Raw genomic sequence first — 16,689 nt, forward strand, 5'->3', positions numbered from 1 at the left:
AGATGGCAACGATCAACCAGCTGGTACGTCAGCCGCGCAAGCGGGTCGTCGAGAAAAGCGACGTCCCTGCGCTGCAGAACTGCCCGCAACGCCGTGGCGTGTGCACCCGTGTGTACACCACCACGCCAAAGAAACCGAACTCTGCACTGCGTAAGGTATGCCGTGTTCGTCTGACCAACGGTTTTGAAGTCGCTTCCTACATCGGTGGTGAAGGTCATAACCTGCAAGAGCACAGCGTAGTGCTGATCCGTGGCGGTCGTGTAAAAGACCTTCCGGGTGTTCGCTACCACACCGTGCGCGGCTCGCTGGATACCTCCGGCGTCAAGGACCGCAAGCAGGGCCGTTCGAAGTACGGCACCAAGCGTCCGAAGTAAGCAGCAATTTTTATTTATCTGAGTCGATAAGAGTAAGGTCGGGCGTAACCAATCGTTATTGTCCCGAGCTAACCTGAAGACCGTTTGAGGGCTTATCAATGCCAAGACGTCGTGTAGCAGCCAAGCGCGAGATCCTTGACGATCCGAAATACGGAAGTCTGATTCTTGCCAAATTCATGAACCACGTGATGGAAAGCGGTAAGAAAGCCGTTGCCGAGCGTATCGTTTATGGTGCTCTGGAAAAGGTCAAAGAGCGCAAGAACAGCGACCCCCTGGAAATCTTCGAAAAAGCACTCGACGCCATCGCTCCGCTGGTCGAAGTGAAGTCCCGCCGCGTAGGTGGTGCGACTTACCAGGTTCCGGTCGAAGTTCGTCCGTCCCGTCGTAACGCACTGGCCATGCGCTGGCTGGTGGATGCCGCACGCAAGCGCGGCGAGAAGTCCATGGCTCTGCGTCTTGCAGGTGAGCTGGGGGATGCGTTTGAGGGTAAAGGCGCTGCGGTCAAGAAGCGTGAAGACGTGCACCGTATGGCCGAAGCCAACAAGGCTTTCTCGCACTACCGCTTCTAATTTTCAGCGTCAACAACTCGCGAGGGCTTTATGGCTCGTACTACACCGATCAACCTCTACCGTAACATCGGTATCTGTGCCCATGTGGATGCGGGTAAAACCACCACCACAGAGCGCGTACTGTTCTATACCGGTGTTAACCACAAGATGGGTGAAACCCATGACGGCGCCTCGACCACCGACTGGATGGTTCAGGAGCAGGAGCGCGGTATCACCATTACCTCTGCTGCGGTCACCGCCTTCTGGCAGGGTTCCGCCAAGCAGTTCAAGAACCATCGCGTCAACGTTATCGATACTCCCGGTCACGTGGATTTCACCATTGAAGTGGAGCGCTCCCTGCGCGTCCTCGACGGTGCGGTCGTCGTGTTCTGTGGTACTTCCGGTGTCGAGCCGCAGTCCGAAACCGTATGGCGTCAAGCCAACAAGTACGGTGTTCCACGTATCGTCTACGTGAACAAGATGGACCGCCAGGGTTCGAACTTCCTGCGTGTCGTCGAGCAGATCAAGAAGCGTCTGGGGCATACCCCTGTTCCGCTGCAGCTGCAGATCGGTTCGGAAGAGAACTTCATTGGTCAGGTCGACCTGATCAAGATGAAGGCGATCTACTGGAACGAAGACGACAAGGGTATGAGCTTCCGCGAGGAAGAGATCCCGGCAGAGCTGCAGGCTCAGGCGGAAGAGTGGCGCTCGAACATGGTCGAGGCGGCTGCCGAGGCCAATGAAGAGCTGATGAACAAGTATCTGGAAGAGGGCGAGCTTACCGTCGAGGAAATCAAGCAAGGTCTGCGTCTGCGCACCATCGCTTGTGAAATCGTGCCGGCGGTACTGGGTTCCTCCTTCAAGAACAAGGGCGTGCCCCTGGTTCTCGATGCGGTCATCGAATACTTGCCGGCGCCGGACGAAGTCCCTGCCATCAAGGGTGTTCATCCGGATGACGAAGAGAAGGTCGACGAGCGTGAATCCTCGGACGAAGCGCCTTTCTCTGCTCTGGCTTTCAAGATCGCAACCGATCCCTTCGTTGGGACTCTGACCTTCGTTCGCGTCTACTCCGGCGTCCTGGCCTCTGGTGACTCGGTCATCAACTCGGTCAAGGGCAAGAAGGAGCGCGTTGGTCGTATGGTGCAGATGCACGCCAACCAGCGTGAAGAGATCAAGGAAGTACGTGCAGGCGACATCGCTGCTCTGATCGGCATGAAGGATGTGACCACGGGCGATACCCTGTGCGACCTGACCCAGCAGATCGTCCTCGAGCGCATGGACTTCCCGGAGCCGGTGATTCACGTTGCCGTCGAGCCGAAGACCAAGGCTGACCAGGAAAAAATGGGTATCGCACTGGGTCGTCTGGCTCAGGAAGACCCGTCCTTCCGTGTGCGTACCGATGAAGAAACCGGCCAGACCATCATTGGTGGTATGGGTGAGTTGCACCTGGACATCATCGTCGACCGCATGCGTCGCGAGTTCAACGTCGAGGCCAACATCGGCAAGCCGCAGGTTGCCTATCGCGAAATGATCCGCAACAAGTGCGAGATCGAAGGCAAGTTCGTCCGCCAGTCCGGTGGTCGTGGCCAGTTCGGTCACTGCTGGATTCGCTTCGAGCCCTCCGACGAAGGTCAGGAAGGTCTGGAGTTCAAGAACGAGGTTGTCGGTGGTGTGGTTCCGAAGGAATACATTCCGGCCATTCAGAAGGGTATCGAGGAGCAGATGAAGAACGGTGTTCTCGCCGGCTATCCGTTGCTCGGCCTGAAGGCAACCGTGTTCGATGGTTCCTACCACGACGTCGACTCCAACGAGATGGCGTTCAAGATCGCGGCTTCCATGGCGACCAAGCAGCTTTCCCAGAAGGGCGGTGCGGTACTGCTTGAGCCGGTCATGAAGGTCGAGGTGGTGACGCCTGAGGACTACATGGGTGACGTGATGGGTGACCTGAACCGTCGCCGTGGTCTGATTCAGGGGATGGAAGACTCTGTCACTGGCAAGGTCATCCGTGCTGAGGTGCCGCTGGGCGAAATGTTCGGCTACGCAACTGATGTACGTTCCATGTCTCAGGGTCGTGCCAGCTACTCCATGGAATTCTCGAAATACTCCGAAGCTCCGTCGAATATCGTCGAAGCTATTGTTAAAAAACAAGGTTGATTCAGCCCTTTAAGTAAGAGGTTTACTGTCGTGGCTAAAGAAAAATTCGAACGTAACAAACCGCACGTCAACGTCGGCACCATTGGTCACGTCGATCATGGCAAGACCACGCTGACTGCAGCCCTGACTCGCGTCTGTGCCGAAGTCTTCGGTTCGGGTGGCGTCTCCAAGGGTTACGACCAGATCGACAACGCGCCGGAAGAGAAGGCTCGTGGTATCACCATCAACACCTCCCACGTTGAATATGATTCCCCGATCCGTCACTACGCGCACGTCGACTGCCCAGGTCACGCCGACTATGTGAAGAACATGATCACCGGTGCTGCCCAGATGGACGGCGCGATCCTGGTCTGCTCGGCTGCTGACGGCCCCATGCCGCAGACTCGCGAGCACATCCTGCTGTCCCGTCAGGTGGGTGTTCCCTACATTGTCGTGTTCCTGAACAAGGCCGACATGGTAGATGACGCCGAGCTGCTGGAACTGGTCGAGATGGAAGTTCGTGACCTGCTGTCGACCTACGACTTCCCGGGCGACGACACGCCGATCATCATCGGCTCCGCGCTGATGGCGCTCAACGGTGAAGACGAAAACGGTCTGGGCACCACTGCCGTGAAGACGCTGGTCGAAACTCTCGACAGCTACATTCCCGAGCCTGTGCGCGCTATCGACAAGCCGTTCCTGATGCCGATCGAAGACGTGTTCTCCATCTCCGGTCGCGGCACCGTGGTAACCGGTCGTGTCGAGCGTGGCATCGTCCGTATCCAGGAAGAGATCGAGATCGTTGGTATCCGTGATACCACCAAGACCACCTGCACCGGTGTCGAAATGTTCCGCAAGCTGCTCGACGAAGGTCGTGCCGGTGAGAACGTTGGCGTACTGCTGCGCGGCACCAAGCGTGATGACGTCGAGCGTGGCCAGGTTCTGGCCAAGCCAGGCACCATCAAGCCGCACACCAAGTTCGAGGGCGAAGTCTACGTCCTGAGCAAGGAAGAAGGCGGTCGTCACACGCCGTTCTTCAAGGGCTACCGTCCGCAGTTCTACTTCCGTACCACTGACGTGACCGGTAACTGCGAACTGCCGGAAGGCGTTGAGATGGTTATGCCGGGCGACAACATCAAAATGGTTGTCACCCTGATCGCTCCGATCGCCATGGAAGACGGTCTGCGCTTCGCGATTCGCGAAGGTGGCCGTACCGTTGGTGCCGGCGTGGTTGCCAAGATCATCGAATAATCATTCGATGTGGAAAAGGGCTCCTTCGGGGGCCTTTTTCTATTGCTGATCATTTATTGACACCCCCTGGACGCATCCGTACAATTGCGCCTCCTTTTATCGGGCGTATTGCGTTCGGTAGGGATGGCTAATTGGAGTCTGAGGTCAAAATGCAAAACCAACAAATCCGTATTCGGTTGAAGGCTTTTGACCATCGCCTGATCGATCAATCAACCCAGGAAATCGTGGAAACCGCGAAACGTACTGGTGCTCAGGTGCGTGGTCCGATTCCACTGCCGACCCGCAAAGAGCGGTTTACCGTTCTGGTCTCTCCGCACGTCAACAAGGACGCGCGCGATCAGTACGAAATCCGCACTCATAAGCGTGTGCTGGACATTGTTCAGCCAACCGACAAGACCGTCGATGCGCTTATGAAGCTTGATCTTGCGGCTGGCGTGGAAGTGCAGATCAGCCTCGGCTAAAACCTGGAGTTTTAGTCGTGTAACGCTCTGAAATGGGCGGCCATAGCGGGTGAAAGCCCCGTACACTCAAGAGGTTACAATATGACTATTGGTGTAGTCGGTCGTAAATGCGGCATGACCCGCGTTTTCACCGAGGATGGTGTCTCTATTCCGGTTACGGTCATCGAGATCGAGCCGAATCGTGTCACCCAGTTCAAGAATGAAGAAAGCGATGGTTATCGCGCCATACAGGTCACTGTTGGCGAGCGTCGTGCGTCCCGTGTCACCAAGGCTCAGGCCGGTCATTTCGCCAAGGCGAATGTAGCTGCCGGTCGTGGCGTCTGGGAGTTCCGCCTCGAGGGCGAGGAGTTCCAGGCCGGTGACGAGATCAAGGCCGAGATTTTCCAGGCTGGACAGATGGTGGATGTCACCGGTCAGTCCAAGGGTAAAGGCTTTGCCGGTACCATCAAGCGCTGGAACTTCCGTGGTCAGGACAATACCCACGGTAACTCCGTATCCCACCGCGTACCGGGTTCGATTGGCCAGTGCCAGACTCCGGGTCGTGTTTTCAAGGGCAAGAAGATGTCCGGGCACATGGGCGCCGAGCGCGTAACCGTGCAGTCTCTGGAAATCGTGCGTGTCGATGCCGAGCGTAACCTGCTGTTGGTGAAGGGTGCAGTGCCCGGCGCCACTGGTGGTGACGTGATCGTGCGTCCGGCCGCCAAGGCTCGCGGGTAAGGGGGAGTTCACATGCAATTGAATGTTAATGGCGCACAAGCCATAGAAGTCTCCGAGCGTACCTTTGGCGCTGAGTTCAACGAGACGCTGGTGCACCAGGCAGTCGTCGCCTACATGGCAGGCGGTCGTCAGGGCAGCAAGCAGCAGAAGACTCGCTCCGATGTCGCCGGTGGCGGCAAGCGTCCCTGGCGCCAGAAGGGCACCGGCCGTGCGCGTGCCGGTACCACTCGTGGTCCGATCTGGCGTGGCGGTGGTGTGACTTTCGCTGCTCGTCCGCAGAATCACGAGCAGAAGCTCAACAAGAAGATGTATCGCGCCGCGATGCGTTCCATTCTTGCCGAGCTGGTTCGTTCCGAGCGCCTGGTCGTGGTCGAAGACTTCGCCGTCGACAGCCCCAAGACCAAGCTGCTTGCCAACAAGCTGAACGGTATGGGTCTGAATGACGTGCTGATCGTTTCCGATGCGGTCGATCAGAATCTTTATCTGGCTGCTCGCAACCTGCCGCACGTCGACGTACGTGATGTTCAGGGTTCCGATCCCGTCAGCCTGATCGCCTATGACAAGGTGTTGATCACCGTGTCGGCTGTGAAGAAATTCGAGGAGCTGCTGGGATGAACCAGGAACGCGTATTCAAAGTCCTGCTTGGTCCGCATGTCTCCGAGAAGGCAACCATGCTGGCCGACAGCAAGAGCCAGTTCGTTTTCAAGGTTGCGAACGACGCAACCAAGCTGGAAATCAAGAAGGCCGTCGAAAGCCTGTTCAACGTGAAGGTCGCCAAGGTCAGCACCCTGAATGTTCAGGGCAAGACCAAGCGCACCGCTCGCGGTCTGGGCAAGCGTAACGACTGGAAGAAAGCGTACATCGCGCTTCAGCCGGGCCAGGATCTCGATTTCTCCGGCAGTGCTGAGTAAGGAAGGGGTGCATCATGGCAATCGTTAAATGCAAACCGACTTCCGCGGGCCGCCGCTTTGTGGTCAAGGTGGTGGGTCAGGAGCTGCACAAAGGCGCTCCTTATGCTCCGCTGCTCGAGAAGAAGTCGAAATCCGGTGGCCGTAACAACAACGGTCGCATCACCACTCGTCACGTTGGCGGTGGTCACAAGCAGCATTACCGTCTGGTCGATTTTCGTCGCAACAAGGATGGCATTCCAGCCATCGTCGAGCGCATCGAATACGACCCGAACCGTACTGCGCACATCGCGCTGCTGAAGTATGCAGATGGCGAGCGTCGCTACATCATCGCGCCGAAGGGCGTGAGTGCTGGTGATCAGCTGCTGTCGGGCGTCAATGCGCCGATCAAGGCTGGTAACAGTCTGCCGCTGCGCAACATCCCGCTGGGTTCCACCATTCATGGTGTGGAGCTGAAGCCGGGCAAAGGTGCCCAGATCGCTCGTTCCGCTGGTGCTTCGGCTCAGCTGGTTGCGCGTGAAGGTGCGTACGTGACGCTGCGTCTTCGCTCCGGCGAAACACGCAAGGTGCTGGCTGAATGCCGCGCGACCCTGGGCGAAGTCTCGAACTCCGAGCATAGCCTGCGTTCGCTGGGTAAAGCAGGTGCCAAGCGCTGGCGTGGTGTCCGTCCGACCGTTCGCGGTGTGGCCATGAACCCGGTCGATCACCCCCATGGTGGTGGTGAGGGTCGTACCTCCGGTGGTCGTCATCCGGTGTCGCCATGGGGCTTCCCGACCAAGGGCGCGAAGACTCGTTCCAACAAGCGCACCGATAACATGATCGTCCGTCGTCGCAAGTAACTAGAGGGATACGACAGTGCCGCGTTCTCTGAAAAAAGGTCCTTTTATCGATCTTCACCTATTGAAGAAGGTCGAAGTGGCGATGGAAAAGAATGATCGCAAGCCGGTGAAAACCTGGTCGCGTCGTTCCATGATCCTGCCGCAAATGGTCGGTCTGACCATCGCTGTGCATAACGGTCGTCAACATGTTCCCGTTCTCGTGAGCGAAGACATGGTCGGTCACAAACTCGGCGAATTTGCCGGCACCCGTACCTATCGTGGTCACGTTGCCGACAAGAAAGGCAAGCGCTAAGGGGTAATGAAGATGGAAGTAGCCGCTAAGTTGTCGGGCGCTCGCATCTCCGCCCAGAAAGCCCGCCTGGTCGCCGACCAGATCCGCGGGAAAGGGGTGGGCGAAGCGCTCAACCTGCTGGCTTTCAGTAACAAGAAAGCCGCCGAGATCATGAAGAAAGTGCTGGAGTCGGCCGTAGCCAACGCCGAGCACAACGAAGGCGCTGACGTGGATGACCTGAAGGTTTCCACCGTCTTCGTCAACGAAGGGCGTTCGCTTAAGCGCATCATGCCGCGTGCCAAGGGCCGCGCTGATCGCATCGTCAAGCGGTCTTGCCATATCACTGTCAAGGTTGCGGACAAGTAACGGAGTCGATCAGATGGGTCAGAAAGTACATCCCACTGGCATTCGCCTGGGAATCGTCAAGGAGCACACCTCCGTCTGGTACGCAGACGGTCGTACGTACGCCGATTATCTGCTTGCAGATCTGAACGTGCGTGAGTATCTCCAGGACAAATTAAAAAGCGCGTCCGTAAGCCGTATCGACATTGCTCGCCCGGCTCAAACCGCACGCATCACCATCCACACCGCTCGTCCCGGCATCGTGATCGGCAAGAAAGGTGAAGATGTTGAGAAGCTGCGTCAGGACCTGACCAAGCAAATGGGTGTGCCGGTGCACATCAACATCGAAGAAATCCGCAAGCCGGAACTCGATGCAATGCTGGTAGCACAGAACGTTGCTCAGCAGCTGGAGCGTCGCGTGATGTTCCGTCGCGCCATGAAGCGCGCCGTACAGAACGCAATCCGCATTGGTGCCAAAGGCATCAAGATCCAGGTGAGCGGTCGTCTGGGTGGGGCTGAAATCGCCCGTACGGAATGGTATCGGGAAGGTCGTGTGCCGCTGCACACCCTGCGTGCCGATATCGACTACAACACCTACGAAGCGCACACCACTTACGGTGTGATCGGTGTCAAGGTCTGGATCTTCAAAGGCGAAGTGATTGGTGGTCGCCATGAAGAGCTCAAGCCCCAAGCGCCTGCGCCTCGTAAAAAAGCTGCCAAGTAAGGAGTACGCCAAATGTTGCAACCCAAGCGTACAAAATTCCGCAAGCAGATGACCGGTCACAACCGTGGCCTGGCTCAGCGCGGTAGCAAGGTCAGTTTCGGCGAGTTCGCTCTGAAGTCTGTATCCCGTGGTCGTCTGACGGCCCGTCAGATCGAGTCCGCGCGTCGTGCGCTGACCCGTCACGTGAAGCGTGGCGGCAAGATCTGGATCCGTGTATTCCCCGACAAGCCTGTCACCAAAAAGCCTCTGGAAGTCCGGATGGGTAAAGGTAAGGGTAACGTCGAGTACTGGGTAGCCCAGATTCAACCGGGCAAGGTGCTCTACGAGATCGAGGGTGTTTCCGAAGAGCTGGCGCGTGAGGCTTTCGCCCTGGCTGCTGCAAAGCTGCCGCTCGCCACCTCCTTTGTTAAGCGGACGGTGATGTGATGAAAGCGAATGAGCTTCGTGAAAAATCCGCTCAGCAGCTGAACGAGCAACTGCTCGAGCTGCTGCGCGACCAGTTCAATCTGCGTATGCAGAAAGCGACTGGCCAGTTGGGGCAGTCTCACCTGCTCTCGCAAGTCAAGCGCGACATCGCTCGTGTCAAGACTGTGCTCAACCAGCAGGCAGGTAAGTGATCATGGCTGAAGTTGAAAAGACTGTCCGCACGCTGACTGGCCGCGTCGTCAGCGACAAAATGGACAAAACCATCACCGTATTGATCGAGCGTCGCGTCAAGCACCCGATCTACGGCAAATACGTGAAGCGTTCGACCAAGCTGCACGCCCACGACGAAACCAACCAGTGCCGTATCGGCGACAAGGTCACCATCCGCGAGACTCGTCCGCTGGCGAAGACCAAGTCCTGGATGCTGGTTGATGTCGTCGAACGTGCCGTCGAAGTCTAAGGGCTAGGGGTCGGAGAAATTATATGATTCAGACTCAATCAATGCTCGATGTGGCGGATAACAGTGGCGCGCGCCGCGTTATGTGCATCAAGGTGCTCGGCGGTTCGCACCGCCGTTACGCCGGCATCGGCGACATCATCAAGGTTACCGTCAAGGAAGCGATTCCGCGTGGCAAGGTCAAGAAAGGCCAGGTGATGACCGCTGTAGTGGTCCGCACCCGTCACGGTGTTCGTCGTCCGGACGGCTCCATTATCCGCTTCGATGGCAACGCTGCTGTTCTGCTGAACAACAAGCAGGAGCCTATCGGTACTCGTATTTTCGGGCCGGTGACGCGTGAACTTCGTAACGAGAAGTTCATGAAGATCGTCTCCCTCGCGCCTGAAGTGCTCTAAGGAGTAGCCGCATGCAAAAGATTCGTCGCAACGACGAGATCATCGTCATCGCCGGCAAGGACAAGGGCAAGCGCGGTAAGGTGCTTCGGGTTCTCGCTGATGACCGTCTGGTCGTCGGTGGTATCAACCTGGTCAAGCGTCATACCAAGCCGAACCCGATGTCGGGCGTTCAGGGCGGTATCGTCGAGAAAGAGGCGCCTCTGCACGTCTCTAACGTCGCTATCTTCAACAGCGAAACCAACAAGGCTGATCGCGTTGGGTTCACGGTTGAAGACGGCAAGAAAATTCGTGTCTTCAAGTCGACCCAAAAGCCGGTTGAAGCTTGAGACTGCTAGGTAGATAACCATGGCACGACTAAAAGAAGTTTATCGGAAGCAAATCGCGCCCAAGCTGAAGGAAGAACTTCAGCTCGGCAACGTGATGGAAGTTCCACGCATTACCAAGATCACCCTCAATATGGGTCTCGGCGAAGCCATCGGTGACAAGAAGATCATCGATCATGCGGTTGCCGACCTGGAGAAGATCACCGGTCAGAAGGTCGTTGTGACCCATGCTCGGAACTCCATCGCAGGCTTCAAGGTCCGCGAAGGCTGGCCGATCGGCGTCAAGGTGACGCTGCGTGGCGATCGCATGTACGAATTCCTGGATCGTCTGCTGTCGATCTCCCTGCCTCGGGTTCGCGACTTCCGCGGCCTGAATGCCAAGTCCTTCGATGGTCGTGGCAACTACAGCATGGGCGTGAAAGAGCAGATCATCTTCCCGGAAATCGATTACGACAAGATCGATGCGCTGCGTGGTCTGGATATCACCCTGACCACTACCGCCCGGACGGATGATGAAGGTCGTGCGCTGCTGCGCGCCTTCAACTTCCCATTCCGCAACTGATTGGAGTAGGTACATGGCTAAGCAAAGCATGAAGAACCGCGAGCTGAAGCGTCAGCAGACGGTTGCCAAATACGCTGCAAAGCGTGCGGCGCTGAAGGCTGTCATCGCCAACCCGAACTCCACGCCGGAAGCTCGTTGGGAAGCCCAGGTTTCCCTGCAGAAGCAGCCACGTGACGCCAGCGCTTCGCGCCTGCGTAACCGCTGCCGTCTGACTGGTCGTCCGCATGGTGTGTATCGCAAGTTCGGTCTTGCGCGCAACATGCTGCGCCAGGCTGCCATGCGTGGTGATGTGCCGGGTCTGGTCAAAGCCAGCTGGTAAATGAAGGTCCGGCTCATGGCTGGACTGGATGTTGTCGAATCAAGCCCCTCTGGGGCTTGATTCGTTTCAGGTCTGTCTCTAGAATGTCCGGCTCGCCCGAGCCTCGCATTTATCGCGGTCTCATCTAGAAGGCGACACGAGCCCTTGCGGGCTTATTTTTTCGTATTAGGAGCCAAGAGCCCATGAGTATGCAGGACCCGTTAGCGGACATGCTAACTCGTATCCGTAATGCCCAGATGGCCGAAAAGTCCGTCGTAAGCATGCCGTCTTCCACGCTGAAGGTGGCAGTAGCCAACGTTCTTCAGGGTGAAGGCTATATCGCGGGATACAACGTCAGTGGCGATGCAAAGCCGCAGCTGTCCATCGAGCTCAAGTACTTCGAGGGCCGTCCGGTCATCGAGGAGCTCAAGCGTGTAAGCCGTCCTGGCCTTCGCCAGTACAAATCCGTCGACCAGTTGCCGAAAGTTCGTGGCGGTCTGGGCGTTTCGATCGTGTCCACCAACAAGGGTGTGATGACTGATCGTGCTGCTCGCGCCGCTGGCGTTGGCGGCGAAGTGCTCTGCACTGTGTTCTAAGGGGGAATAAGCATGTCTCGCGTTGCTAAAAACCCCGTCAAGCTGCCCGCTGGCGTCGAAATCAAGATGACTGGTCAGCAGCTTTCGGTGAAGGGTGCCAAGGGCGCTCTGGAGCTGAATGTTCATTCGTCAGTTGAGGTCATCCAGGAGTCGGGTGAGCTGCGTTTTGCCGGTCGCAATGGCGATCAGCAGACTCGCGCCATGGCTGGTACCACCCGTGCGCTGGTGAACAATATGGTCGTCGGCGTTAGCCAGGGCTTCGAGCGCAAGCTCCAGCTGGTTGGTGTCGGTTACAAGGCGCAAGCCAAAGGTCAAGTGCTGTCCCTGGCTCTCGGCTTCTCGCACCCGGTGGAATATGAGCTGCCGCAAGGCGTTACCGCTGAGACCCCCAGCCAGACCGATATCCTGATCAAGGGTATCGATAAGCAACTGGTCGGTCAGGTGGCTGCTGAAATCCGTGATTATCGTCGTCCTGAGCCTTACAAGGGCAAAGGCGTGCGTTACTCGGACGAAGTGGTTCGTCGTAAAGAAGCTAAGAAGAAGTAGGGCATAGCAAATGAGCCTAAAGAAAGTTACTCGTCTGCGTCGCGCTCGCAAGGCACGCCTGAAGATGCGCGAGCTGGAAGTCGTACGCCTGTGTGTGTACCGCTCTTCCCAGCACATCTACGCCCAGGTCCTCTCGGCCGGTGGCGACAAGGTCCTGGCCAGCGCCTCGACACTCGACAAAGAACTGCGCGGCGGTGCCACGGGCAACGTCGACGCTGCCAAGAAAGTTGGTCAGCTGGTCGCTGAGCGTGCTAAGGCCGCAGGTGTCACCCAGGTGGCGTTCGACCGTTCTGGCTTCAAGTACCACGGTCGTGTGAAGGCACTGGCTGATGCTGCTCGTGAAGGCGGGCTGGAGTTCTAAGTTATGGCATATAACGAGCAAAAGCGCGACGAAGGCTACATTGAGAAGCTGGTTCAAGTTAACCGCGTCGCCAAAACAGTAAAAGGTGGTCGTATCTTCACCTTCACCGCGTTGACCGTGGTGGGTGATGGCAAGGGTCGTGTAGGTTTCGGTCGCGGCAAATCCCGCGAAGTGCCTGCCGCCATTCAGAAGGCGATGGAAGCGGCTCGCCGCAACATGATCCAGGTCGACCTGAACGGCACTACCCTGCAGTACGCAACCAAGGCTGCGCATGGCGCTTCCAAGGTCTACATGCAGCCTGCCTCGGAAGGTACCGGTGTGATCGCCGGTGGTGCGATGCGCGCCATTCTGGAAGTCGCTGGCGTGCAGAACGTTCTGGCCAAGTGCTACGGTTCTACCAACCCGGTCAACGTGGTTCACGCTACGTTCAAGGGTCTGAAGGCCATGCAGTCACCTGACTCGATCGCTGCCAAGCGCGGCAAGAGCGTTGAGGAGATTTCCTGATCATGGCTAACGCAACCGTCAAGGTCACGCTGATCAAAAGCGTCAGCGGTCGTATTCCCAATCACAAGCTGTGCGTCAAGGGTCTGGGCCTGCGTCGCATTGGTCACACCGTCGAAGTTCAGGACACTCCTGAGAATCGCGGCATGATCAACAAGGCTTACTACATGCTCCGTGTGGAGGGCTAAGCCATGCAACTGAACGATCTGCGTTCTGCGCCAGGCGCCCGTCGCGAAAAGCTGCGTCCGGGCCGTGGTATCGGCAGCGGTCTCGGCAAGACCGGTGGCCGTGGTCACAAGGGTCAGACTTCCCGCTCCGGCGGCAAGATCGCTCCCGGCTTCGAGGGTGGTCAGCAGCCTCTGCATCGCCGTCTGCCGAAGTTCGGCTTCGTTTCTCTGAAAGCCATGGATCGCGCCGAAGTGCGTACCTCCGAGCTGGCCAAGGTTGAAGGCGACGTCGTGACTCTGCAGAGCCTCAAAGACGCCAACATCATCAACCACAACGTTCAGCGTGTGAAAGTCATGCTGTCCGGCGAGGTCGGTCGTGCGGTGACTCTCCAGGGCATCGCCGCCACCAAGGGTGCGCGTGCGGCTATCGAAGCAGCTGGCGGCAAGTTCGAGGAATAAATGGCTAAGCAAGGTGCTCTCTCCGCGCTGAGTAATGGTGGGCTGTCCGAGCTCTGGGCGCGTCTGCGTTTTCTGCTGATGGCGATCATCGTCTATCGAATTGGCGCACACATCCCGGTGCCGGGGATCAACCCCGACAGGTTGGCCGAGCTGTTCCGTCAGAACGAAGGGACCATCCTTAGCCTGTTCAACATGTTCTCCGGCGGTGCGCTGGAGCGGATGAGCATTTTTGCGCTGGGGATCATGCCGTACATTTCGGCGTCGATCATCATGCAGCTCATGACCGCTGTCAGCCCGCAGCTGGAGCAGTTGAAGAAGGAAGGCGAGGCCGGGCGTCGCAAGATCAGTCAGTACACGCGTTACGGAACGCTGGTGCTGGCGATCGTCCAGGCGATCGGCATGTCGGTCGGTCTGGCGGGGCAGGGTGTCGCGTTCAGCAACGATTTCGGCTTCTACTTCGTGGCCATCACCACCTTCGTGGCGGGTGCAATGTTCATGATGTGGCTGGGCGAGCAGATCACCGAGCGGGGTGTCGGTAACGGCATCTCCATGTTGATCTTCGCGGGCATCGTTGCCGGTTTGCCGGGCGCGCTGGGGCAGTCTTTCGAGTCTGCGCGGCAGGGTGATATCAATATCATCGCGCTGCTTGCCGTAGGCCTGGTTGCCGTTGCCATCATCGGTTTCGTGGTGTTCATCGAGCGTGGTCAGCGGCGGATCGCCGTTCACTATGCAAAGCGTCAGCAGGGCCGCAAGGTTTTCGCTGCGCAGACGAGCCACCTGCCGCTGAAGGTCAATATGGCGGGCGTCATCCCTGCGATCTTCGCCAGCAGTATCCTGCTGTTCCCGGCGTCCCTGGGGCAGTGGTTCGGTCAGTCCGAGAGCATGAGCTGGCTGGCGGATATCTCCCAGTCGATCGCTCCGGGTCAGCCGTTGAACATCCTGTTGTTCAGCGCCGGTATCATCTTCTTCTGCTTCTTCTATACGGCATTGATGTTCAATCCGAAAGACGTTGCGGAAAACCTGAAGAAGTCCGGTGCGTTTATCCCTGGAATCCGGCCTGGTGAGCAGTCCGCACGCTATATCGATGGCGTACTGACCCGCTTGACCATGTTCGGTGCCCTGTACATGACGGCTGTATGCCTGCTGCCCCAGTTCCTTGTGGTGGCTGCAAACGTGCCGTTCTACCTTGGCGGGACTTCGTTGCTGATCGTGGTGGTGGTGGTGATGGACTTCATGTCGCAAGTGCAGTCACACCTCATGTCTCACCAGTATGATTCCCTGATGAAAAAAGCCAACCTGAAGGGCTATGGCAGCGGAATGCTCCGCTGATTGGTTCGTAAGGTTCGAGGAGTTGGTCATGAAAGTTCGTGCATCGGTCAAGAAGCTGTGCCGCAACTGCAAGATCGTCCGTCGCGAAGGCGTCGTACGAGTCATCTGCAGTGCAGAACCGCGTCACAAACAGCGCCAAGGCTGATTGTGAGCTAAAGCTAGAACCCGGTAGCTAGTGCGCTGCCGGGTTGATTATTTGTTATTACAGCGTTAGTATCTCGCGCCCTTTTCTTGGCTTCCGGGGCGTTGGGTAGCTGTCAATTGGAGTTTCACTGAATGGCCCGTATTGCAGGCGTAAACATTCCGGATAACAAGCACACTGTTATCTCGCTGACCTACATCTATGGTGTCGGTCGCACTCGTGCGCAGACCATCTGCGCAGCTACCGGCGTAAATCCGGCAGCGAAAATCAAGGATCTCTCCGACGAGCAGGTCGAACTGCTGCGCGGCGAAGTGGCCAAGTTCATCGTTGAAGGTGATCTGCGTCGCGAAGTCAACATGAAGATCAAGCGCTTGATGGACCTGGGTTGCTACCGCGGCCTGCGTCATCGTCGTGGTCTGCCGGTGCGCGGTCAGCGTACCAAGACCAACGCCCGCACCCGCAAGGGCCCGCGCAAGCCGATCCGCAAGTAATCGCGTAGGAATTTAAGTAATGGCAAAACCTGCTGCTCGTCCTCGTAAGAAAATCAAAAAGACAGTGGTTGATGGCATCGCCCACATCCATGCCTCTTTCAACAACACCATCATCACCATCACCGATCGTCAGGGCAACGCGTTGTCCTGGGCTACTTCCGGTGGTTCCGGTTTCCGTGGTTCGCGTAAAAGCACTCCGTTCGCTGCTCAGGTAGCTGCCGAGCGTGCTGGTCAGGCGGCTCTGGAATATGGCTTGAAGAACCTCGACGTCAACGTCAAAGGTCCAGGTCCGGGTCGTGAATCTGCCGTTCGTGCTCTGAATGGCTGTGGTTATAAAATCGCCAGCATCACCGACGTGACGCCAATCCCGCACAACGGGTGCCGTCCGCCGAAGAAGCGCCGCGTGTAATCAGGAGACAGTGAAGAATGGCTCGTTATATTGGTCCCAAGTGCAAACTGTCTCGTCGTGAAGGCACCGATCTCTTTCTGAAGAGTGGTGCGCGCGCGCTCGAATCGAAGTGCAACATCGAAACCCCACCGGGTGTTCATGGTCAACGTCGTGGTCGCCTCTCCGACTACGGTACCCAGCTGCGCGAGAAGCAGAAAGTTCGCCGTATCTACGGTGTGCTCGAGCGTCAGTTCAGCGGTTACTACAAGGAGGCTGCCAGCCGCAAGGGCGCTACCGGCGAGAACCTGCTGCAGCTGCTCGAATGCCGTCTGGATAACGTCGTTTACCGCATGGGCTTCGGCTCCACGCGTGCCGAATCGCGCCAGCTGGTTTCCCACAAGGCAATCAGCGTCAACGGCAAGACCGTGAACGTTCCTTCCTACCAGGTCAAAGCGGGTGACGTGGTGGAAGTGCGCGAGAAGTGCCGTAACCAGTTGCGTATCGCCCAGGCCCTGGAACTGTGCGCACAGCGCGGTCGTGTTGAGTGGGTCGAAGTAGATACCGACAAGAAAACCGGTGTTTTCAAGAGTGTTCCGGCTCGCAGTGATCTGTCCGCCGACATCAACGAAAACCTGATTGTCGAGCTCTACTCCAAGTAAGGGCTAGAAAATAGGTGTATC

The 16,689-nt window shown here is 57.5% G+C and carries 30 protein-coding genes; all 30 read left to right on the forward strand.

What is annotated here, in order from left to right:
- The first annotated feature begins 2 nt into the window (after nt 1–2).
- The 30 genes from rpsL (at nt 3) to rpsD (ending at nt 16,668) form a co-directional block, all read left to right on the forward strand.
- A complete protein-coding gene (rpsL, locus tag ACYCFC_RS19560; RefSeq protein WP_025240342.1) occupies nt 3–374 on the forward strand; it encodes a 30S ribosomal protein S12 in 372 nt (123 codons plus the stop codon).
- Nucleotides 375–472: 98 nt separating this feature from the next.
- Nucleotides 473–943: a 30S ribosomal protein S7 gene (rpsG, locus tag ACYCFC_RS19565; RefSeq protein WP_181082248.1), complete on the forward strand. Its 471-nt coding sequence runs from the start codon at nt 473–475 to the stop codon at nt 941–943.
- A 30-nt stretch (nt 944–973) separates the two neighbouring features.
- The gene (gene fusA / locus ACYCFC_RS19570; protein WP_181082247.1) at nt 974–3,076 is read left to right on the forward strand and encodes an elongation factor G; all 2,103 of its coding nucleotides are present in this window, start codon (nt 974–976) and stop codon (nt 3,074–3,076) included.
- A gap of 30 nt (nt 3,077–3,106) precedes the next feature.
- Nucleotides 3,107–4,306 carry an elongation factor Tu gene (gene tuf / locus ACYCFC_RS19575; RefSeq protein WP_181082246.1) on the forward strand — a complete coding sequence of 400 codons (1,200 nt, stop codon included), beginning with the start codon at nt 3,107–3,109 and terminating at the stop codon, nt 4,304–4,306.
- 149 nt (nt 4,307–4,455) lie between these two features.
- Complete coding sequence (rpsJ, locus tag ACYCFC_RS19580) at nt 4,456–4,767, forward strand: 30S ribosomal protein S10 (protein WP_003186070.1); 312 nt, start codon at nt 4,456–4,458, stop codon at nt 4,765–4,767.
- An 81-nt stretch (nt 4,768–4,848) separates the two neighbouring features.
- Nucleotides 4,849–5,484 (forward strand): 50S ribosomal protein L3, encoded by a 636-nt coding sequence (rplC, locus tag ACYCFC_RS19585; protein ID WP_181082245.1) that lies wholly within the window; start codon nt 4,849–4,851, stop codon nt 5,482–5,484.
- Nucleotides 5,485–5,496: 12 nt separating this feature from the next.
- Complete coding sequence (gene rplD / locus ACYCFC_RS19590; protein WP_181082244.1) at nt 5,497–6,099, forward strand: 50S ribosomal protein L4; 603 nt, start codon at nt 5,497–5,499, stop codon at nt 6,097–6,099.
- Nucleotides 6,096–6,395, forward strand: a complete 300-nt coding sequence (gene rplW / locus ACYCFC_RS19595; RefSeq protein WP_459652650.1) for a 50S ribosomal protein L23 — start codon at nt 6,096–6,098, stop codon at nt 6,393–6,395. The genes rplD and rplW overlap by 4 nt, the downstream gene beginning before the upstream one ends.
- Before the next feature lie 14 nt (nt 6,396–6,409).
- Complete coding sequence (gene rplB, locus ACYCFC_RS19600; RefSeq protein ID WP_181082243.1) at nt 6,410–7,231, forward strand: 50S ribosomal protein L2; 822 nt, start codon at nt 6,410–6,412, stop codon at nt 7,229–7,231.
- A 16-nt stretch (nt 7,232–7,247) separates the two neighbouring features.
- Nucleotides 7,248–7,523, forward strand: coding sequence for a 30S ribosomal protein S19 (gene rpsS / locus ACYCFC_RS19605; RefSeq protein ID WP_021209376.1), 276 nt, complete (start codon nt 7,248–7,250; stop codon nt 7,521–7,523).
- 12 nt (nt 7,524–7,535) lie between these two features.
- On the forward strand, nt 7,536–7,868 hold the full coding sequence (gene rplV, locus ACYCFC_RS19610; protein WP_181082242.1) for a 50S ribosomal protein L22: 333 nt from the start codon (nt 7,536–7,538) through the stop codon (nt 7,866–7,868).
- A 13-nt stretch (nt 7,869–7,881) separates the two neighbouring features.
- A complete protein-coding gene (rpsC, locus tag ACYCFC_RS19615; protein WP_181082241.1) occupies nt 7,882–8,568 on the forward strand; it encodes a 30S ribosomal protein S3 in 687 nt (228 codons plus the stop codon).
- A gap of 12 nt (nt 8,569–8,580) precedes the next feature.
- Nucleotides 8,581–8,994 carry a 50S ribosomal protein L16 gene (gene rplP, locus ACYCFC_RS19620; protein ID WP_014854222.1) on the forward strand — a complete coding sequence of 138 codons (414 nt, stop codon included), beginning with the start codon at nt 8,581–8,583 and terminating at the stop codon, nt 8,992–8,994.
- Complete coding sequence (gene rpmC, locus ACYCFC_RS19625; protein ID WP_003289209.1) at nt 8,994–9,185, forward strand: 50S ribosomal protein L29; 192 nt, start codon at nt 8,994–8,996, stop codon at nt 9,183–9,185. The genes rplP and rpmC overlap by 1 nt, the downstream gene beginning before the upstream one ends.
- A gap of 2 nt (nt 9,186–9,187) precedes the next feature.
- On the forward strand, nt 9,188–9,454 hold the full coding sequence (gene rpsQ / locus ACYCFC_RS19630; RefSeq protein ID WP_037025751.1) for a 30S ribosomal protein S17: 267 nt from the start codon (nt 9,188–9,190) through the stop codon (nt 9,452–9,454).
- A gap of 23 nt (nt 9,455–9,477) precedes the next feature.
- A complete protein-coding gene (gene rplN / locus ACYCFC_RS19635) occupies nt 9,478–9,846 on the forward strand; it encodes a 50S ribosomal protein L14 (protein ID WP_014854220.1) in 369 nt (122 codons plus the stop codon).
- Nucleotides 9,847–9,857: 11 nt separating this feature from the next.
- Nucleotides 9,858–10,172: a 50S ribosomal protein L24 gene (rplX, locus tag ACYCFC_RS19640; RefSeq protein WP_181082240.1), complete on the forward strand. Its 315-nt coding sequence runs from the start codon at nt 9,858–9,860 to the stop codon at nt 10,170–10,172.
- Nucleotides 10,173–10,191: 19 nt separating this feature from the next.
- On the forward strand, nt 10,192–10,731 hold the full coding sequence (gene rplE / locus ACYCFC_RS19645) for a 50S ribosomal protein L5 (protein ID WP_037025754.1): 540 nt from the start codon (nt 10,192–10,194) through the stop codon (nt 10,729–10,731).
- Nucleotides 10,732–10,744: 13 nt separating this feature from the next.
- The gene (rpsN, locus tag ACYCFC_RS19650) at nt 10,745–11,050 is read left to right on the forward strand and encodes a 30S ribosomal protein S14 (protein WP_181082239.1); all 306 of its coding nucleotides are present in this window, start codon (nt 10,745–10,747) and stop codon (nt 11,048–11,050) included.
- 182 nt (nt 11,051–11,232) lie between these two features.
- Complete coding sequence (rpsH, locus tag ACYCFC_RS19655; protein WP_014854216.1) at nt 11,233–11,625, forward strand: 30S ribosomal protein S8; 393 nt, start codon at nt 11,233–11,235, stop codon at nt 11,623–11,625.
- A 12-nt stretch (nt 11,626–11,637) separates the two neighbouring features.
- Nucleotides 11,638–12,171, forward strand: coding sequence for a 50S ribosomal protein L6 (gene rplF / locus ACYCFC_RS19660; RefSeq protein ID WP_181082238.1), 534 nt, complete (start codon nt 11,638–11,640; stop codon nt 12,169–12,171).
- Between the two features lie 10 nt (nt 12,172–12,181).
- Nucleotides 12,182–12,532 (forward strand): 50S ribosomal protein L18, encoded by a 351-nt coding sequence (gene rplR / locus ACYCFC_RS19665; RefSeq protein ID WP_181082237.1) that lies wholly within the window; start codon nt 12,182–12,184, stop codon nt 12,530–12,532.
- Between the two features lie 3 nt (nt 12,533–12,535).
- Nucleotides 12,536–13,036: a 30S ribosomal protein S5 gene (rpsE, locus tag ACYCFC_RS19670; protein ID WP_181082236.1), complete on the forward strand. Its 501-nt coding sequence runs from the start codon at nt 12,536–12,538 to the stop codon at nt 13,034–13,036.
- 2 nt (nt 13,037–13,038) lie between these two features.
- Complete coding sequence (gene rpmD, locus ACYCFC_RS19675; RefSeq protein ID WP_014854212.1) at nt 13,039–13,221, forward strand: 50S ribosomal protein L30; 183 nt, start codon at nt 13,039–13,041, stop codon at nt 13,219–13,221.
- Between the two features lie 3 nt (nt 13,222–13,224).
- Entirely contained in the window at nt 13,225–13,659 is a 435-nt protein-coding gene (gene rplO, locus ACYCFC_RS19680; RefSeq protein ID WP_181082235.1) for a 50S ribosomal protein L15, read from the forward strand.
- On the forward strand, nt 13,660–14,988 hold the full coding sequence (gene secY / locus ACYCFC_RS19685; RefSeq protein WP_181082234.1) for a preprotein translocase subunit SecY: 1,329 nt from the start codon (nt 13,660–13,662) through the stop codon (nt 14,986–14,988).
- 28 nt (nt 14,989–15,016) lie between these two features.
- On the forward strand, nt 15,017–15,133 hold the full coding sequence (rpmJ, locus tag ACYCFC_RS19690) for a 50S ribosomal protein L36 (RefSeq protein ID WP_014854209.1): 117 nt from the start codon (nt 15,017–15,019) through the stop codon (nt 15,131–15,133).
- 131 nt (nt 15,134–15,264) lie between these two features.
- Nucleotides 15,265–15,621, forward strand: coding sequence for a 30S ribosomal protein S13 (gene rpsM / locus ACYCFC_RS19695; protein ID WP_014854208.1), 357 nt, complete (start codon nt 15,265–15,267; stop codon nt 15,619–15,621).
- 19 nt (nt 15,622–15,640) lie between these two features.
- A complete protein-coding gene (gene rpsK, locus ACYCFC_RS19700) occupies nt 15,641–16,030 on the forward strand; it encodes a 30S ribosomal protein S11 (RefSeq protein ID WP_019339962.1) in 390 nt (129 codons plus the stop codon).
- A 17-nt stretch (nt 16,031–16,047) separates the two neighbouring features.
- On the forward strand, nt 16,048–16,668 hold the full coding sequence (gene rpsD, locus ACYCFC_RS19705) for a 30S ribosomal protein S4 (protein ID WP_181082233.1): 621 nt from the start codon (nt 16,048–16,050) through the stop codon (nt 16,666–16,668).
- The last annotated feature ends 21 nt before the right edge of the window (nt 16,669–16,689 follow it).

This window comes from Stutzerimonas sp. NM35, assembly GCF_054604355.1.

Excerpts from the sequence above, each read along its gene's own strand:
- rpsQ (WP_037025751.1), top strand. The coding sequence starts at position 9,188 with ATGGCTGAAGTTGAAAAGACTGTCCGCACGCTGACTGGCCGCGTCGTC.
- rplV (WP_181082242.1), top strand. The coding sequence starts at position 7,536 with ATGGAAGTAGCCGCTAAGTTGTCGGGCGCTCGCATCTCCGCCCAGAAA.
- rpsJ (WP_003186070.1), top strand. The coding sequence starts at position 4,456 with ATGCAAAACCAACAAATCCGTATTCGGTTGAAGGCTTTTGACCATCGC.
- rpmC (WP_003289209.1), top strand. The coding sequence starts at position 8,994 with ATGAAAGCGAATGAGCTTCGTGAAAAATCCGCTCAGCAGCTGAACGAG.
- rpsM (WP_014854208.1), top strand. The coding sequence starts at position 15,265 with ATGGCCCGTATTGCAGGCGTAAACATTCCGGATAACAAGCACACTGTT.
- rplW (WP_459652650.1), top strand. The coding sequence starts at position 6,096 with ATGAACCAGGAACGCGTATTCAAAGTCCTGCTTGGTCCGCATGTCTCC.
- rpsC (WP_181082241.1), top strand. The coding sequence starts at position 7,882 with ATGGGTCAGAAAGTACATCCCACTGGCATTCGCCTGGGAATCGTCAAG.
- rplR (WP_181082237.1), top strand. The coding sequence starts at position 12,182 with ATGAGCCTAAAGAAAGTTACTCGTCTGCGTCGCGCTCGCAAGGCACGC.
- rpsE (WP_181082236.1), top strand. The coding sequence starts at position 12,536 with ATGGCATATAACGAGCAAAAGCGCGACGAAGGCTACATTGAGAAGCTG.
- rpsG (WP_181082248.1), top strand. The coding sequence starts at position 473 with ATGCCAAGACGTCGTGTAGCAGCCAAGCGCGAGATCCTTGACGATCCG.
- rplN (WP_014854220.1), top strand. The coding sequence starts at position 9,478 with ATGATTCAGACTCAATCAATGCTCGATGTGGCGGATAACAGTGGCGCG.
- rplO (WP_181082235.1), top strand. The coding sequence starts at position 13,225 with ATGCAACTGAACGATCTGCGTTCTGCGCCAGGCGCCCGTCGCGAAAAG.
- rpsK (WP_019339962.1), top strand. The coding sequence starts at position 15,641 with ATGGCAAAACCTGCTGCTCGTCCTCGTAAGAAAATCAAAAAGACAGTG.
- fusA (WP_181082247.1), top strand. The coding sequence starts at position 974 with ATGGCTCGTACTACACCGATCAACCTCTACCGTAACATCGGTATCTGT.
- rplP (WP_014854222.1), top strand. The coding sequence starts at position 8,581 with ATGTTGCAACCCAAGCGTACAAAATTCCGCAAGCAGATGACCGGTCAC.
- rplB (WP_181082243.1), top strand. The coding sequence starts at position 6,410 with ATGGCAATCGTTAAATGCAAACCGACTTCCGCGGGCCGCCGCTTTGTG.
- rplE (WP_037025754.1), top strand. The coding sequence starts at position 10,192 with ATGGCACGACTAAAAGAAGTTTATCGGAAGCAAATCGCGCCCAAGCTG.
- rpmD (WP_014854212.1), top strand. The coding sequence starts at position 13,039 with ATGGCTAACGCAACCGTCAAGGTCACGCTGATCAAAAGCGTCAGCGGT.
- rpmJ (WP_014854209.1), top strand. The coding sequence starts at position 15,017 with ATGAAAGTTCGTGCATCGGTCAAGAAGCTGTGCCGCAACTGCAAGATC.
- rplC (WP_181082245.1), top strand. The coding sequence starts at position 4,849 with ATGACTATTGGTGTAGTCGGTCGTAAATGCGGCATGACCCGCGTTTTC.
- rplX (WP_181082240.1), top strand. The coding sequence starts at position 9,858 with ATGCAAAAGATTCGTCGCAACGACGAGATCATCGTCATCGCCGGCAAG.
- rplF (WP_181082238.1), top strand. The coding sequence starts at position 11,638 with ATGTCTCGCGTTGCTAAAAACCCCGTCAAGCTGCCCGCTGGCGTCGAA.
- rpsL (WP_025240342.1), top strand. The coding sequence starts at position 3 with ATGGCAACGATCAACCAGCTGGTACGTCAGCCGCGCAAGCGGGTCGTC.
- rpsD (WP_181082233.1), top strand. The coding sequence starts at position 16,048 with ATGGCTCGTTATATTGGTCCCAAGTGCAAACTGTCTCGTCGTGAAGGC.
- secY (WP_181082234.1), top strand. The coding sequence starts at position 13,660 with ATGGCTAAGCAAGGTGCTCTCTCCGCGCTGAGTAATGGTGGGCTGTCC.
- rpsN (WP_181082239.1), top strand. The coding sequence starts at position 10,745 with ATGGCTAAGCAAAGCATGAAGAACCGCGAGCTGAAGCGTCAGCAGACG.
- rplD (WP_181082244.1), top strand. The coding sequence starts at position 5,497 with ATGCAATTGAATGTTAATGGCGCACAAGCCATAGAAGTCTCCGAGCGT.
- rpsH (WP_014854216.1), top strand. The coding sequence starts at position 11,233 with ATGAGTATGCAGGACCCGTTAGCGGACATGCTAACTCGTATCCGTAAT.